8 protein-coding genes and 2 pseudogenes are annotated in these 14,988 nt (G+C 72.8%); 6 read left to right on the forward strand and 4 right to left on the reverse strand.

The annotated features are described in order from the left end of the window. Positions 1-86: 86 nt before the first annotated feature. Positions 87-299: a hypothetical protein gene (locus tag NEH16_RS23265; RefSeq protein ID WP_073863269.1), complete on the forward strand. Its 213-nt coding sequence runs from the start codon at positions 87-89 to the stop codon at positions 297-299. 64 nt (positions 300-363) lie between these two features. Here NEH16_RS23265 and NEH16_RS23270 read toward each other — a convergent pair whose 3' ends face one another. The 3 genes from NEH16_RS23270 to NEH16_RS23280 all read right to left on the reverse strand — a co-directional run bounded on the left by NEH16_RS23270 (position 364) and on the right by NEH16_RS23280 (position 2,982). Next, positions 364-1,455, reverse strand: coding sequence for a S1C family serine protease (locus tag NEH16_RS23270; RefSeq protein WP_265544737.1), 1,092 nt, complete (start codon positions 1,453-1,455; stop codon positions 364-366). Between the two features lie 91 nt (positions 1,456-1,546). Continuing rightward, positions 1,547-2,281 (reverse strand): class I SAM-dependent methyltransferase, encoded by a 735-nt coding sequence (locus NEH16_RS23275; RefSeq protein WP_265547344.1) that lies wholly within the window; start codon positions 2,279-2,281, stop codon positions 1,547-1,549. 101 nt (positions 2,282-2,382) lie between these two features. Continuing rightward, a complete protein-coding gene (locus NEH16_RS23280; RefSeq protein WP_073965546.1) occupies positions 2,383-2,982 on the reverse strand; it encodes a DUF3043 domain-containing protein in 600 nt (199 codons plus the stop codon). Between the two features lie 274 nt (positions 2,983-3,256). Here NEH16_RS23280 and NEH16_RS23285 point away from each other — a divergent pair, with 274 nt between their 5' ends. The 5 genes and pseudogenes from NEH16_RS23285 to NEH16_RS23305 all read left to right on the forward strand — a co-directional run bounded on the left by NEH16_RS23285 (position 3,257) and on the right by NEH16_RS23305 (position 9,728). Beyond that, the gene (locus NEH16_RS23285) at positions 3,257-4,033 is read left to right on the forward strand and encodes a PspA/IM30 family protein (RefSeq protein ID WP_073965547.1); all 777 of its coding nucleotides are present in this window, start codon (positions 3,257-3,259) and stop codon (positions 4,031-4,033) included. Between the two features lie 9 nt (positions 4,034-4,042). Then, a complete protein-coding gene (gene pspAA / locus NEH16_RS23290) occupies positions 4,043-4,321 on the forward strand; it encodes a PspA-associated protein PspAA (protein ID WP_073965548.1) in 279 nt (92 codons plus the stop codon). Positions 4,322-4,445: 124 nt separating this feature from the next. After that, positions 4,446-5,713, forward strand: a pseudogene (locus NEH16_RS23295) (sensor histidine kinase). Continuing rightward, positions 5,710-6,405 (forward strand): response regulator, encoded by a 696-nt coding sequence (locus NEH16_RS23300; protein ID WP_073965550.1) that lies wholly within the window; start codon positions 5,710-5,712, stop codon positions 6,403-6,405. The pseudogene NEH16_RS23295 and the gene NEH16_RS23300 overlap by 4 nt, the downstream one beginning before the upstream one ends. A gap of 174 nt (positions 6,406-6,579) precedes the next feature. Beyond that, positions 6,580-9,728, forward strand: a pseudogene (locus NEH16_RS23305) (efflux RND transporter permease subunit). A 76-nt stretch (positions 9,729-9,804) separates the two neighbouring features. Here the strand turns inward: NEH16_RS23305 and NEH16_RS23310 are convergent. Then, positions 9,805-14,835, reverse strand: coding sequence for a tetratricopeptide repeat protein (locus tag NEH16_RS23310; RefSeq protein ID WP_265544741.1), 5,031 nt, complete (start codon positions 14,833-14,835; stop codon positions 9,805-9,807). Positions 14,836-14,988 lie beyond the last annotated feature (153 nt).

Here is a 14,988-nt window from a genome sequence, read left to right on the forward strand (position 1 = left end):
CGCACGCGATGCGCGACGTGGGCCCTCGAAGATCAGCCGCACAGCCTCTAGGCTGCCGACGGGAACGACTTACCCGGGAGGCGCACATGGCGTGGACGTGGCGGTTCGAGAAGTCCGACGGTACGGAGACGGAGCCGGCCCTGCGGCCGGAGGAGTTCACGACCCAGGGCGACGCGGAGTCCTGGATCGGTGAGTACTGGAAGGAACTCCTGGACGGCGGCGCCGACCAGGTCACGCTCTTCGACGACGGGACGAAGATCTACGGTCCGATGAGCCTTCAGGCGGACGCGGCCGGCTGACGGCACACGGCTGCCGCCGGGCGGGCCTTCACGGACCCGTCCGGCGGCAGCCGTCTCCGTACGCTCAGATCTCGCCGAGGGTGACCTCGGCCGTCTTCTGCGAGCTTCCGCGCGTGTACGTCACCTTCGCCTTCTGGCCCGGCTTGTGGCCGGCCAGCGCCTCGGAGAGCGAGGTGATCGTGGTGACCTTCGTGTCGTCCACCTTCACGATGATGTCGCCGGCCCGCAGCCCCGCCTTGTCGGCCGCGCCGCCGTTCTGCACGCTGACGATCGCGACGCCCGCGGGGCGGTAGTCGTCGTTGACGACCGTGCGGCCGGTGATGTCGAGCGCCGCCCGGCCCGAGTCGGTGACCTTGCCGTTCTTGATGATCTGGTCCGCGACCGTCCGCACCATCGAGGCCGGGATGGCGAAGCCGATCCCGGGCGCCGCGCTGTCGCCCATCTGCGGGTCGGAGGCGGCGAGCGTCGGGATGCCGATGACCTGGCTGTCCAGGTTCACCAGGGCCCCGCCGCTGTTGCCCGGGTTGATCGCCGCCGACGTCTGCACCATGTTGGCGATGGTCGCCCCGGTGCCGCCGCCGGAGCGGCTCTCGCTCACGGTCCGGCCGAGGGCCGAGACGATGCCCTGGGTGACGCTGCTGGACAGGCCGAGCGGCGAGCCCATCGCCAGCACGATCTGCCCGACCGCGACCTTCTCCGAGTCGCCGAACTTCGCGGGCCGCAGCCCGTCGGGCACGTCGTCCAGCTTGATGACGGCCAGGTCCTGCTCGGGGTAGGCGGCGACCAGCGACGCCTTCATCACCTTCTCGCCGGTGGCCACGGTGACCTTGAACGTCTTCTCGTCGCCGACGACGTGCGCGTTGGTGACGATGTGGCCCTTGGCGTCGTAGACGACACCGGAGCCCAGGCTCTCGGAGGCGTCGATCTGCACGACCGACGGCAGTACGTCGTTGATGGCGGTCTGGTACTCGCTCTGCAGATCCCCGTCGGCCTTCGCGGCCGGCCCGGCCTGCGCCGAACCGGACGCCGTCGCGTCCGGCCCCGCCGCCGGGGCGTTCGCCCCGGAGCAACCGCTCACCAGCGCGATCGCGCAGACACCCGCGGACAGGGGCAGCAACAGCCGACGCACACGGCGCCGGGAGTGAATGGCATCCATGTCCGGATTATTACTTTTGCCCCCAGGGGTGGCCCGTTGAGCGCATCCAGAGGGGGCTACCAAGCCCGTCCGGCGATTGAGGGCAGTCCTTTCAACCCCGTACGCCGCACAGATGCAGCAGCGCCGCCACCCCGCGATACGGGTCCGTCCGCCCCGCCCGGTCCTCCGCGGCAAGCACCCGCTCCAGCTCCGCGGCCGGCGGCAGCTCCACGTCGTTGCTCACGAGGTCCGTGAAGAGCCGCACCCCGTACCAGGCGTGCAGCGGCGCCGCGATCGAGGCCAGCGTCGCCGTCAGCGCCTCCAGCCGGTCCGCGCGTACGGAAAGGCCGAGCCGGTTCGTGTACCGGTCGGAGTCGAACGCGGCCAGCGCCCCGCCGAAGTCCCCGGCCATCCCCGGCCGCATCGCCAGCGCGTCGGCGTTCCGTACGAGCAGGGACAGCAGCCCGCCCGGCGCCAGCATCCGGGCCAGGCCCGCCAGCATGGCGTCCGGCTCCTGGACGTACATCAGGACCCCGTGGCAGAGGACCACGTCGAAGCTGCCGGGCAGGAAGTGGACCCCGGTGTCCTGGCCGTTGCCCTCGATCAGCCGCACCCGCTCGCGGATGCCGGCCGGCTCGCCGCCCAGCGCCTCACGGGCGGTCCGCAGCATCTCCGCGTCGGACTCCAGACCGGTCACGGTGTGCCCGGCCCGGGCCAGCCGCAGCGCCTGCGTGCCCTGGCCCATGCCGACGTCCAGGATGCGCAGCCGCTGCCCGACCGGGAAGCGGGCCGCGATCTGCTCGTCCAGCTGCCGGGCCACCAGCTCCTGCCGCACGGTGTTGCGCAGGCCCGTCAGGCCCTTGGTCCAGGCCGCCGAGGCCCCGGCGAAGCCGGAGACGGCCGGCCGGTCGGCGGACACCCCGTCGACCGGGCCGGACGGCTCGGTGCTCAGGGCCGCTCCCCGCGCTTGACCTGCGGCTTCGGCAGACGCAGCCGCCGCATCTGGAGCGTACGCATCAGCCCGTAGGCGACCGCGCCGCGCTTCGGGGTGTCCGGGAACCGGGTGTTCAGCTGCTTGCGCAGGCGGAACGCGAGCCCGATCGAGTCGATCACGATCAGCACGATCACGATCAGCCAGAGCAGCAGCGAGATGTTCTGGATGCCCTGCACCTGGATCACGCTGAGGATCAGGATGACCACGGCGAGCGGCAGGAAGTACTCCGCGATGCAGAAGCGGGAGTCCACGAAGTCGCGGACGAAGCGGCGCACCGGCCCCTTGTCGCGCGCGGGCAGATAGCGCTCGTCGCCATTGGCGAGCGCCTCCCGCTGCTTGGCCATGTCCACGCGGCGCGCCTCACGCTGCCGCTTGGCGGCCTCCTTGCGGTCGAGCGGCGCACCACTGGAGGCACGACGGCGCTGCGTCTGGGCCTCGCTGCGCTTGGGGGTGGGGCGACCCTTGGGGGCCTGCGGGTCGCGGGGCGTCTTGGAGAGGTCCGCCGTCACCTTGTCGGTGGGGGCCTTCTCTTCCTTGGAGCGGCTACGGAACACAAGGCCCAAGGGTACGGGGTCGTTCGCGGATCCCCGCAGGCCGCCCGGGAACGATCCGGCAACGGCCCGCGTCCTCGACGGTGTGAGGGCGGCCGATACGGGCCTCACCTACTCCCTGGGCCGGAGCGGGCCGGACGCACAGTCGTCCTTGGGGAGGAGCCCATCCACGCCCGAACAGTGCGGTAATAGAGACAGGGCCCGTACTGTGGGTTCTGTTGGAGTGCTGGAGCCCAGTTGAGTCAGAAGGGGGCGCGCGAAGCCCATGAGCGGTGTCATGAAGCGTATGGGGATGATCTTCCGCGCGAAGGCAAACAAGGCCCTTGACCGGGCCGAGGATCCGCGCGAGACCCTTGATTACTCGTACCAGAAGCAGCTGGAGCTGCTTCAGAAGGTGCGCCGCGGAGTCGCCGACGTGGCGACCTCGCGCAAGCGGCTGGAGCTGCAGCTGAACCAGTTGCAGGGCCAGTCCTCGAAGCTGGAGGACCAGGGACGCAAGGCGCTCGCGCTCGGCCGCGAGGACCTGGCCCGCGAGGCGCTGTCGCGCCGCGCCGCCCTCCAGCAGCAGGTCACCGACCTGGAGACGCAGCACACCACGCTCCAGGGCGAGGAGGAGAAGCTCACTCTCGCGGCCCAGCGGCTTCAGGCCAAGGTGGACGCCTTCCGGACGAAGAAGGAGACCATCAAGGCCACCTACACGGCCGCCCAGGCGCAGACCCGGATCGGCGAGGCGTTCTCCGGCATCTCCGAGGAGATGGGCGACGTCGGCCTGGCGATCCAGCGGGCCGAGGACAAGACGCAGCAGCTCCAGGCCCGCGCCGGAGCCATCGACGAGCTGCTGGCCTCCGGCGCCCTGGACGACCCGACCGGCACGGCCAAGGACGACATCGCCGCCGAGCTGGACCGGATCTCCGGTGGTACGGATGTGGAGCTGGAGCTTCAGCGGATGAAGGCCGAGCTGGCCGGCGGCTCCTCCTCGCAGCAGGCGATCGAGGGCGGCCCGCAAGACGCCCAGCAGCAGAACAGCCAGTCGCACAAATTCGACAAGAACTGAGGCGGCGTCATGATCGTACGGATCATGGGGGAGGGCCAGGCGGTCCTGGCCGACAGCCATCTCGCCGAGCTGGACAAGCTCGACGACGCCCTGCTGGCCGAGATGGAGCGCGGTGACGGGCCGGGCTTCCGCACCACGCTCCACGCCCTCCTGGCCCGGGTGCGCGAACTCGGCACACCCTTGCCCGACGACTCCCTGGAGCCGTCCGAGCTGATCCTGCCGGCGCCGGACGCGACCCTCGAAGAGGTACGCGCCATGCTCAGCGACGACGGCCTGATCCCCGGCTGACGCCGACCGCCCTCCAGCACCCCCGCCCGTGCCCCGCGCCCGCCCGACGGACGCGGGGCACGGGCGCGTCCTGCCGGTCATGGCCGGACCGGGCGGCGCGCGGCACACCGTAACGTAGCCAGACGTGACCACCCTCGGAACCGGGGTCCTGCGCATCCGCCAGTGGCTGCGCGCCCACCCCTCGCGCTGGACGGCGCGCTCGCCCTGGGCGTGCTCGTGGCGATGGTCTTCGCGTCGTTCGTGGACCCCGGCGGGCACGACGGGCCCACCTTCGGCGCCCGCACCCCCGCCGCGAGCAGCCTGCTGCTGATGCTGCTCAGCGCACTGGCCCTGATCCGGCGGCGCCGCGAACCGATGGCGGTGCTCGCCGCCACCGGGGCGCTGACCGTCGTGGAACTGGTCACCTCGGACCCGCCGGCCCCCGTCGTGATGAGCGCCGTCATCGCGCTGTACACCGTCGCCGCCCGCACCGACCGGCCCACCACCTGGCGGGTCGGGCTGCTCACCATGGCCGCGCTCACCGCCGCCGCCATGCTCTTCGGCTCGCCGCCCTGGTACAGCCAGGAGAACCTGGGCGTCTTCGCCTGGACCGGGATGGCCGCCGCCGCGGGCGACGCGGTCCGCTCCCGGCGCGCGTTCGTCGGTGCGATCCGGGAGCGCGCCGAACGCGCCGAACGGACCCGCGAGGAGGAGGCCCGCCGCCGGGTCGCCGAGGAACGGCTGCGCATCGCCCGCGATCTGCACGACGTCGTCGCCCACCACATCGCCCTGGTCAACGTGCAGGCCGGGGTCGCCGCCCACGTCATGGACAAGCGCCCCGACCAGGCGAAGCAGGCCCTCGCCCACGTCCGCGAGGCGAGCCGGTCCGCGCTCAACGAACTCCGGGCCACCGTCGGCCTGCTCCGCCAGTCCGGCGACCCGGAGGCCCCCACCGAACCGGCCCCCGGCCTCGCGGTCCTCGGGCAGCTCGTGGAGAGCGTGCGCCAGGCGGGGCTGCCCGTCGAGGTGGCCTGCCCTGCCGAGGGCGATCCGCCGTTGCCCTCGGCCGTCGACCTGGCCGCGTACCGGGTGATCCAGGAGGCGCTGACCAACGTCCGCAAGCACGCGGGGCCGGGTGCCAGGGCCGAGGTGAGCGTCGTACGGGTCGGGGCCACGGCCGAGGTCATGGTCCTGGACAACGGCCGCGGGAACACCACGGGCGCCGACTCCGCCTCCGGCGGCGGGCACGGCCTGCTCGGGATGCGGGAACGCGTCACCGCCCTGGGTGGCACCCTCACCGCGGGTCCCCGCTACGGGGGCGGCTTCCGCGTCCATGCGATCCTGCCCGTCGAGGCCCGCGCGCAGGAGCCCGGTCGGCCGGGCGCGGCGGGCCGGACGGGGGAGAACGCATGACACCGGCCATCAAGGTCCTGCTCGCCGACGACCAGGCGCTGCTGCGCAGCGCGTTCCGGGTGCTGGTCGACTCGGAGCCCGACATGCGGGTGGTGGGCGAGGCGGCGGACGGGGCGCAGGCCGTGGAGGTGGCCCGCGCCGAGCGGCCCGACGTGGTGCTGATGGACATCCGGATGCCCGGCACCGACGGACTCACGGCCACCCGCATGATCAGCGCCGACCCGGAGCTCGCGGACGTCCGCGTGGTCATGCTCACCACCTTCGAGGTGGACGAGTACGTGGTGCAGTCGCTGCGCGCCGGGGCCTCGGGCTTCCTCGGCAAGGGCGCCGAGCCGGACGAACTCCTCAACGCGATCCGGATCGCGGCGGGGGGCGAGGCGCTGCTCTCGCCGGCCGCGACCAAGGGCCTGATCGCCACGTTCCTCGCGCAGGGCGGCAGCGGGGCGGACGAGGGGCCGGGGGCGGCCGCGTACTCGGAGCGGCTGGCGGCGCTCACCACGCGGGAGCGGGAGGTGCTGGTCCTGGTCGCGGGCGGGCTGTCCAACGACGAGATCGCGGAGCGCCTGGTCGTCAGCCCACTGACCGTCAAGACGCATGTGAACCGGGCGATGGCGAAGCTGGGCGCCCGGGACCGGGCACAACTCGTGGTAATCGCGTACGAATCGGGCCTGGTGCGCCCACGGGTGGAGTGAGGGTGCAGCCGGGGCGTACTCCACCTGCGGTATGCGGGGCGTGAGAAAGCGACCCTGGGGCCGAGGACTTTCGTCCCGGGCATCGGCGATCGTATAGGTGGGCGGGATCTGTCCCCCGGGCACTCCCCGGCATCCCGCCCACCTGCCGCGTAAGCCACAGAAAGAGACCCACCCATGTCCTGGCTGTCCAGATTCAGCCTCGCGCAAAGGGCCTTGATCGGTCTGATCTCGATCGTCGCGCTCGTCTTCGGAGCGATCGCGATCCCGCAGCTCAAGCAGCAGCTGCTGCCCACCATCGAACTGCCGATGGTGTCGGTGCTCGCCCCCTACCAGGGTGCGTCCCCCGATGTGGTCGAGAAGCAGGTCGTCGAACCGCTCGAAGACTCCATCAAGGCCGTCGACGGCGTCACCGGCGTCACGTCGACCGCCAGCGAGGGCAACGCCGTCATCATGGCGTCCTTCGACTTCGGTGACGAGGGCACCAAGCAGCTCGTCGCCGACATCCAGCAGGCCGTGAACCGGGCCCGCGTCCAGCTGCCCGAGGACGTCGACCCGCAGGTCATCGCCGGCTCGACGGACGACATCCCGACCGTCGTCCTCGCCGTCACCTCGGACAAGGACCAGCAGGCGCTGGCCGACCAGCTGGACCGCACCGTCGTCCCCGCCCTGGAGGACATCGACGGCGTCGGCCAGGTCTCCGTCGACGGGGTGCGCGACCTCCAGGTCTCCGTCACCCCGGACGACAAGAAGCTCGCCGCCGCCGGACTCAACGCCGCCGCGCTCTCCCAGGCCCTCCAGTCGGGCGGCGCGACCGTTCCGGCCGGTGCCTTCTCGGAGTCCGGCAAGAGCCGCACGATCCAGGTCGGCGGCGCCTTCACCTCGCTGAAGCAGATCGAGGACCTGCGGGTCACCGGTCAGAACCCGGCCTCGGGCAAGCCCGGCAAGCCGGTCCGCCTCGGTGACATCGCGACCGTGAAGCAGGAGGCCGCCACCGCGGACTCCCTCACCCGCACCAACGGCCGCCCGAGCCTCGCCGTCATGGCGACGATGGACAAGGACGGCAGCGCCGTCGCCATCTCGGACGCCGTCAAGGACAAGCTCCCGGACCTGCGCAAGGACCTCGGCTCCGGCGCCGAGCTGACCGTCGTCTCGGACCAGGGCCCGGCCGTCTCCAAGGCGATCTCCGGCCTGACGACCGAGGGCGCGCTCGGCCTGCTCTTCGCGGTCATCGTGATCCTGGTCTTCCTGGCCTCGCTGCGCTCCACCCTGGTCACCGCGGTCTCCATCCCGCTCTCCGTGGTCCTCGCGCTGATCGTGCTCTGGACCCGCGACCTGTCGCTCAACATGCTGACGCTGGGCGCGCTCACCATCGCGATCGGCCGGGTCGTGGACGACTCGATCGTCGTCCTGGAGAACATCAAGCGCCACCTCGGCTACGGCGAGGAGCGCCAGTCGGCGATCATCACCGCGGTCAAGGAGGTGGCCGGAGCGGTCACCTCGTCCACCCTCACCACCGTCGCCGTCTTCCTGCCGATCGGCCTCGTGGGCGGCATGGTCGGCGAGCTGTTCGGCTCGTTCTCGCTGACCGTCACCGCGGCCCTGCTGGCCTCGCTGCTGGTCTCGCTGACCGTGGTCCCCGTCCTGTCGTACTGGTTCCTGCGCGCCCCAAGGGCACCGCCGAGGACCCGGACAAGGCGCGCCGCGAGGCCGAGGAGAAGGAGGCGCGCAGCCGCCTCCAGAAGATCTACGTCCCGGTGCTGCGGTTCGCCACCCGGCGCCGTATCACCAGTGTCGTCATCGCCCTCGTCGTCCTCTTCGGCACCTTCGGCATGGCGCCCCTGCTGAAGACGAACTTCTTCGACCAGGGCGAGCAGGAAGTCCTGTCCATCAAGCAGAAGCTCGACCCGGGCACCAGCCTCGCGGCCTCCGACGAGGCGGCCAAGAAGGTCGAGAAGCTTCTCGCCGACGACGACGGCGTCAAGGACTACCAGGTCACCGTCGGCTCGTCCGGCTTCATGGCCGCCTTCGGCGGCGGCACCGGCTCCAACCAGGCGTCCTACCAGGTCACCCTGAAGGACTCCGCCGAGTTCGAGGCCACCCAGGACCGCATCGAGAAGGGTCTCGCCAAGCTCGACGGCATCGGCGACACCACCATCAGCGCGGGCGACGGCTTCGGCAGCCAGGACCTGAGCGTCGTGGTGAAGGCCGCCGACGCGGACACCCTGAAGAAGGCGTCCGAGCAGGTCCGCGCCGAGGTCGCCAAGCTCAAGGACGTGACCGACGTCCAGAGCGACCTGGCGCAGAGCGTCCCGAGGATCTCGGTGAAGGCCAACGAGAAGGCCGCCGACGCCGGTTACGACCAGGCCACGCTCGGCGCGGTCGTCGCCGGAGCGGTGCGGGGCACCCCGTCCGGCAAGGCGATCATGGACGACACCGAGCGCGACGTCGTCGTGAAGTCGGCCCACCCGGCCACCACCATGCAGGAGCTGAAGGACCTTCCGCTCGGCAAGGTGAAGCTCGGCACCATCGCGGACGTGAAGCTGGTCCCCGGACCGGTCTCCATGACCCGGATCGACGGCCAGCGCGCCGCGACCATCACCGCCCGCCCCACCGGTGACAACACCGGCGCGGTCAGCACCACGCTCCAGACGAAGATCAAGGCCCTGGACCTCCCGGAGGGCGCCACCGCCACCATCGGCGGTGTCTCCGAGGACCAGGACGACGCCTTCAAGAACCTGGGCCTGGCCATGCTGGCGGCCATCGCGATCGTCTTCATGCTGCTGGTCGCCACCTTCCGGTCGCTGATCCAGCCGCTGATCCTGCTGGTCTCCATCCCGTTCGCCGCCACCGGCGCGATCGGCCTGCTCGTCGCCACCGGCACCCCGATGGGCGTCCCGGCGATGATCGGCATGCTGATGCTGATCGGCATCGTGGTGACCAACGCGATCGTGCTGATCGACCTCATCAACCAGTACCGGGCCCAGGGCCTGGGCGTGGTCGAGGCGGTCGTGGAGGGCGGTCGCCACCGTCTGCGCCCGATCCTCATGACGGCCCTGGCGACGATCTTCGCCCTGCTCCCGATGGCGCTCGGCGTCACCGGCGAGGGCGGCTTCATCTCGCAGCCGCTGGCCGTCGTCGTCATCGGTGGTCTGATCACCTCGACGCTGCTGACGCTCCTCCTGGTGCCGACGCTGTACGCGATGGTGGAGCTCCGCAAGGAGCGCCGCCGGAACAAGAAGGCCGCCAAGCGGTCCGCGCAGACCGGCGCCCCGGCCCCGGCGGAGGCGCGGGAGTCCGGCGAACCGGAGCCGACGCGGGCCTGATCCAGCCGGTATCCCACACAGGGGCCCGGCCCGCACGCTCGTGCGGACCGGGCCCCTTCGCGTGTACGGATGACCGTCAGGCGGCCCCGCTGAGCGCCTTGATCATGCGGAGCCACACCTCCCCGTACGGCTCCGCGTACCGGACGCTGAGCCCCGCGATCTCCCGCAGCAGCCGGGCCCGGACCTCCTCCGGGGCGCGCGGGATCAGGTCGGCCAGCTCCTCCGGTTCGACGCCCTGGGCGGCCCCCGAGAGGACCATGCTCACCTGGGCATGGGCGAAGGAGGACAGCCGGTCCTCGAAGACCTGGCCCTCGATGGCGGCAGCGTGCATCAGGGAGGTGCCGTCTCCGTCCTCCAACGCCCGTTCCACGTAAGCCTGGAGCGCGTCCCGGTCCTCCACCAGCGCGTAGGCCGCGTCCATCCCCTCCGCACGGGAGACGTCCAGGACGGCGACGTGCGAGAGCGGGGTGTCCGGGGACGGCCGGACCTGGAGGAGGCGCGGGTGGTCCTGGAGGTAGGCCCGCGACTCGGCCCAGGACTCGCAGCCCACCCACTCCGCCAGCTGCCCCGAGAGGATCAGCGGATCGTAGGCGGAGGTCACGCCGTGGTCGAGTACGAACTCGCGGAGCGCGGCGTGCTGTTGTGCGGTGGCCGGGTCCAGGAGCGCCAGCTCTTCGAGCGCCGTCGCGGCCTCCTCCCCGGCGAGCGTGTCGGCGTACCGGGACCAGAGGTCGCGCGACGTGGTCCAGCCGGGCGCGAACATCCAGGTGCCCACGGCTTCCAGCGTGGCCGCCGAGAGCGAGAGCCAGTCGGGCGCCGGGCCGTGGGTCTCCGCCTCCCACGCCTCGCGCACCTCCTGCCGGTCGCCGTGGGCGCGCAGCGCACGCCGTGCCCGTACGGTCACCAGGTCGGGGCCGTCCTCCGGTTCGAGACCGGCGTCCCGCCCGAGGAACGACACGAGCGCGCGTACGCCCTCCGAGGGCAGCGGATCGGGGCAGTCCAGCAGGAAGATGCTCCGCTCGACGCCGACGCGCCGGGCGGTCGACGGGTGGGCTTCGGCGAACTCCGCCGCGCACTCCTCGTGCGCCTCGACCGCCGAGGCGTGGTCGCCGGTACGGGCGAGCGCGCGGGCCAGCTCCCCGAGCCCCTGCACCAGATCGTCCTCGAAGGCGCGCGGGTTCTCCAGGGCCAGGGCGCGGCAGACGGACAGCGCTTCCCGGGCCGTACTCACGGCTCCTTCGGGGTCCCCGTTCATCCCCCGCAGCTTGCCGAAGTTCCGCAGGGCGAGCGCCAGGTCGGCACGGTGCGCTCCGCTGTGCTCGTCCACGAGCCGGCGCAACAGGACGACACTTTCGTCGGCCGCCGCCAGGGCTTCCTTCGGGCTGCCGGTGCTGTTGAGGTTCGCGGCCAGGGCGCCGAGGGCCCTCGCGAGCGGGGAGCGCAGGACGGGCGCGTCGGGGACGAGTTCACGCAGGAGCGCGATGGCCTCTGTCGCGACGGACAGTCCTTCCTCCGGCTCGCCGGCCGGGTTCAGATGGGCGGCGAGGTTGGCGAGCGAGACGGCCAGCTCCCGCCGGTGGACGGCGGGCTGTTCCGCGGCGAGTTCCCGGCGGATCGCGACCGACTCCCGGCCCGCCGCGAGCGCCCCCGACAGATCGCCCAGGACCGCACGGTGATTGGCTACGTTGTTGAGGACCAGCGCGTACTCGGGGAGGAACGCCTCCGGGTCCTCGCCTGCGAGACGCCCGTAGAGCGTGGCCGCCTCCTCGACGTGTGCCAGGGCCTCCGCCGGTTGGCCGTCGGCGGTCAGGTGCATCGCGAGGTTGTTCAGCATCCCGGCCAGCCCGGGGAGGGAGGCCGTCGGCCGGTGCTTGACCAGATCGCGCTGGAGCTGCAGGGCCTGGCGCGCGAGCAGCACCGCCGAAGCGCGGTCCCCGGCGGCGGCGGTCTTGTTGGCCAGGGACGTCACGGCCCGGGCGAGATCCGGCTGGAAGACCTCCATGTGCTCGTTGGCGAGCCCGGCGAACACCCGCGCGGCTTCCCGAGCGGACGCGAGCGCCCCCTCGTGGTCCCCGACGGCGGAGAGCCGGTCCGCGAGGTTGTGCAGTGCCGCGGCCAGTTGCTCCCGGAACGTGTCCGGGTGACGCTCGACGAGCTCCCGGCAGATCTCCACGGACTCCCTCGCGGGGGCCAGCGCCCTCGCGGTGTCGCCCACGTCCGCCCTGTGCACGGACAGATTGGCCAGGGAACCCGCCAGGGAGGCCCGCAGGGCGGCCGGATGGCGCTTGATCACCCTCCGGTTGACCTCGACCGCCTTCTCCGCCTGCGGCAGCGCGTCCGCGTGACGTCCGACGGCCCTGAGGGCGTGGGCCAGGCCCGCCAGGGAGGAGGCGAGGGGGCCCAGGTGCTCGTCGGGGCGCGCGGCGGCGAGGTCGGTGAAGATCTCCACCGCCTCCTGCGCGGGGGAGACGGAGGCCCGGCGCTCCCCGAGTGCCGTCAGCACCACCGCCAGGCCGTTCAGCGCGGAGGCGAGCTGGGGGCGGAAGACAGCCGGCTCCTTCTCGGACAGCTCCCGGAAGATGACGACGGCGTCCCCGGTGAGGACGAGCGCACCCTCCAGGTCACCGATCTCGTGGACCCGCCTGCCGAGCGTGGCGAGGGCCAGCGCGAGGTCGGCCAGGGACGCGCTGTCCCCAGCCTCGGAGCGGCTCCGCAGGAGCGCGACCGCCTCGCGCGCCGGGAGGAGCGACCCCTCGCGGTCCCCGACGTCGGCGCACCGGTTGGCGACGTTGACCAGGCTGCGGACGAGTTCCGTCGTACGGGACCCGGGGGCGGCCTCCTCCAACGTCCGGAAGAGGTCCGCCGCCTCCTGCGCCGCCCGCAACGCCTCGGCCGGGTCCCCTTCCTGCCCCAGCTGCTCCGAGTAGCGGTGCAGCGCATGGCCCAGGACCGGCACCGCGTCCGGCCCGAGCCGCTTGACGAACTTCCGCAGCGCCTCGATCCCCGGCGCGCCCGCCCAGCACGCGTGCCGCGCGAGACTCCGCCTCACGTACGGGTTCACCGCCGCCCAGCCGCCGTCCGCCGCGCGCCGCTCGGCATGCGCGACGAGCGCGGCGAGCACCACCTCCGCGGCCTCGGCGCCGCCCGCCACCGGCCGGGCCTCCAGGTGCGAGACGAACTCCCGGTGGTACAGGCGGTACACCGCCTGCCCGTCCTCCGCGCACTCCACGATGTAGCGCCCGTACGCGGACAGCACCCAGTCCACGTCGCTCTCGTCGTACGGCGTCGCCCGGCCGCCCAGCGCTCCGGCGACCTCCTCCCAGACGCCCCCGGCGGGCATCCCGCGCCCGGCCGTCCACGCCAGCGCGGTCAGCAGGTCCCGTGCGGCGGACGGGAGTTCGGTGCCGTCCGCCAGGACCCGGACCGGGCCCGCCCGCAGGTCGTCCTCGAACGCGGCCCCGATGGACTCCGGCAGACCGGCCTGCCAGGCGTCGTCCCCGGCGGCCTGCCCCTCCGCCAGCAGCGAGCCGGTGACCAGCCGGGCGAACAGGAACCCGCCGTCCACCGCCGTGGCGCGCGCGGCGACCGCCTCACCCGCCTCCCGCGCCCGGTCCGCCGGGAAGCCGCCCGCCTCGCACCGGCGGGCCACATACGCGGCGATGTCCTCCTCGGTGCCCGGCTCCTCCTCCAGGTCCGCGGTGGTGACGGCCGCCCCGATCAGCCGGGCCAGCGCGTCCGGCAGGGTCTCGTCCGGGTGCCCGTCGTCCGCCAGCCGGGCGCGGAACGCCCGCTCGCGCGACCCGAGCAGGACCGGGACCGCCCGGCTGAGCGGGAAGACCAGCTCCTCGATCATGGCCTGCAGATGCTCGACGGGCACTTCGTCCAGGCCGTCCAGGACCAGCACCGGACGCCGGTCCAGCTCGCGCAGCTCGCCCCGGAAGTCGTCCGGGTTGCGCGGCTCCGGCAGCCCGAGCCGCAGGGCCAGCTCCCCGGCGGCCTGAACCGGACTGAGGCCCCGCAGGTGCACCGCCGCGAGCGGGTGCCCGGGGCCGGGGCCGGGGTCGCCCTCCCGCAGGCCGCCCTGCGCCTCGGTCTCCGCGCGGCGCTCCGGGTCGGTGAGCGTGGCGATCCGGCCCAGCACCGCCGACTTGCCGCAGCCGGCCGGGCCGGTCACCAGGAAGAGCCCGGCCTCGTCCGCCTCGATCCAGTCGGTGATCCGGCGCAGGACCCGCTTCCGGCCCGTGAAGAACGAGCCCTCCTCGCGGAACCCGACGCCCCGGGCCGCGAGCACCAGGTGCTCCACCAGCCGCGCGGGCGCCCCGGGCACATGGCGCGGGTTCGGGAAGACCGGCCGCCCGGTGCCGAGGGCGGCGGGGACCGGCGTCTGCCCCTCGCCGCGCCACCGCTCGCCGAGCGCGGCGAGCACGTCCGGCCCGCTGACCCAGGCGTTGTGGGCGCTCCACGCGGAGCGGTACTCGCTGGTGGCCGGGCCCTCCCGCAGCACCTCGGCCAGCGCGTCGAGCAGCGGCCCGGCCCCGTCCGAGGTCTCGCCGCGCCGGCAGCTCGTCATGATCCCGAACCACTGCACCCGCCCGGGCGGCGCGGAGGTGGTCTCCCAGCGCCGCAGGGCCTTCTCCAGCCCTCGGCCCACGGCGTCCCCGGCATGGCAGGCGTCGATGAGCACCAGGATCTGGTCGGCGCCGGACGCCACGGCCTCGTTGACCAGCGTCTCGGGCGAGACCCCGTGCCGCAGGGCGCGCGCGTCCCGGGCCACTTGCTCGACGTCGAGGTCCAAGTCGCTCAGCGCCAACCGGAGTTCGTCGTCCACCAGCACGCCGTGCCCGGACCACACGATGATCGCGGGCTTCCCGGCGCCGGACGCGCTCCAGGCGGTGAGGTCCCGGTCGAAGTCCGCCCAGGAGGGGTTGCCGCCGCCGGCCATGCGGGTCGCGATCCCCAGCGCCTCAAGGCGGTTGACGATCCCCTCCATCTGGGCCGTCGCACCGGTCAGCCGCGGGAAGGTCCGCTCGTCGGCGTACGTCTCACACACCACGCACAGCGCGGTCCCCACGGCGTCGCCGCCCACCACATCCGCCTCATCCGCCATCGGGCGCTCCGCCTTCCCGTACATACGCCGCTGAAGTGGACAGCAGCGTATGCACGGATGGGACGCGGAGGGCCGGTCCGGACAAACTCGACCCTTTCCGGTCCCCGGGTGATAAGGAAACGGCCTGTCCCACACACGCGTGTGGGACGGGCC

The sequence above is a fragment of the Streptomyces drozdowiczii genome (genome assembly GCF_026167665.1).
Classification (GTDB): Bacteria; Actinomycetota; Actinomycetes; order Streptomycetales; family Streptomycetaceae; genus Streptomyces; species Streptomyces drozdowiczii_A.

Coding starts and splice junctions, on each gene's coding strand:
- NEH16_RS23265 (WP_073863269.1), top strand. CDS start 87: ATGGCGTGGACGTGGCGGTTCGAGAAGTCCGACGGTACGGAGACGGAG.
- NEH16_RS23270 (WP_265544737.1), bottom strand. CDS start 1,455: ATGGATGCCATTCACTCCCGGCGCCGTGTGCGTCGGCTGTTGCTGCCC.
- NEH16_RS23285 (WP_073965547.1), top strand. CDS start 3,257: ATGAAGCGTATGGGGATGATCTTCCGCGCGAAGGCAAACAAGGCCCTT.
- pspAA (WP_073965548.1), top strand. CDS start 4,043: ATGATCGTACGGATCATGGGGGAGGGCCAGGCGGTCCTGGCCGACAGC.
- NEH16_RS23300 (WP_073965550.1), top strand. CDS start 5,710: ATGACACCGGCCATCAAGGTCCTGCTCGCCGACGACCAGGCGCTGCTG.
- NEH16_RS23310 (WP_265544741.1), bottom strand. CDS start 14,835: ATGGCGGATGAGGCGGATGTGGTGGGCGGCGACGCCGTGGGGACCGCG.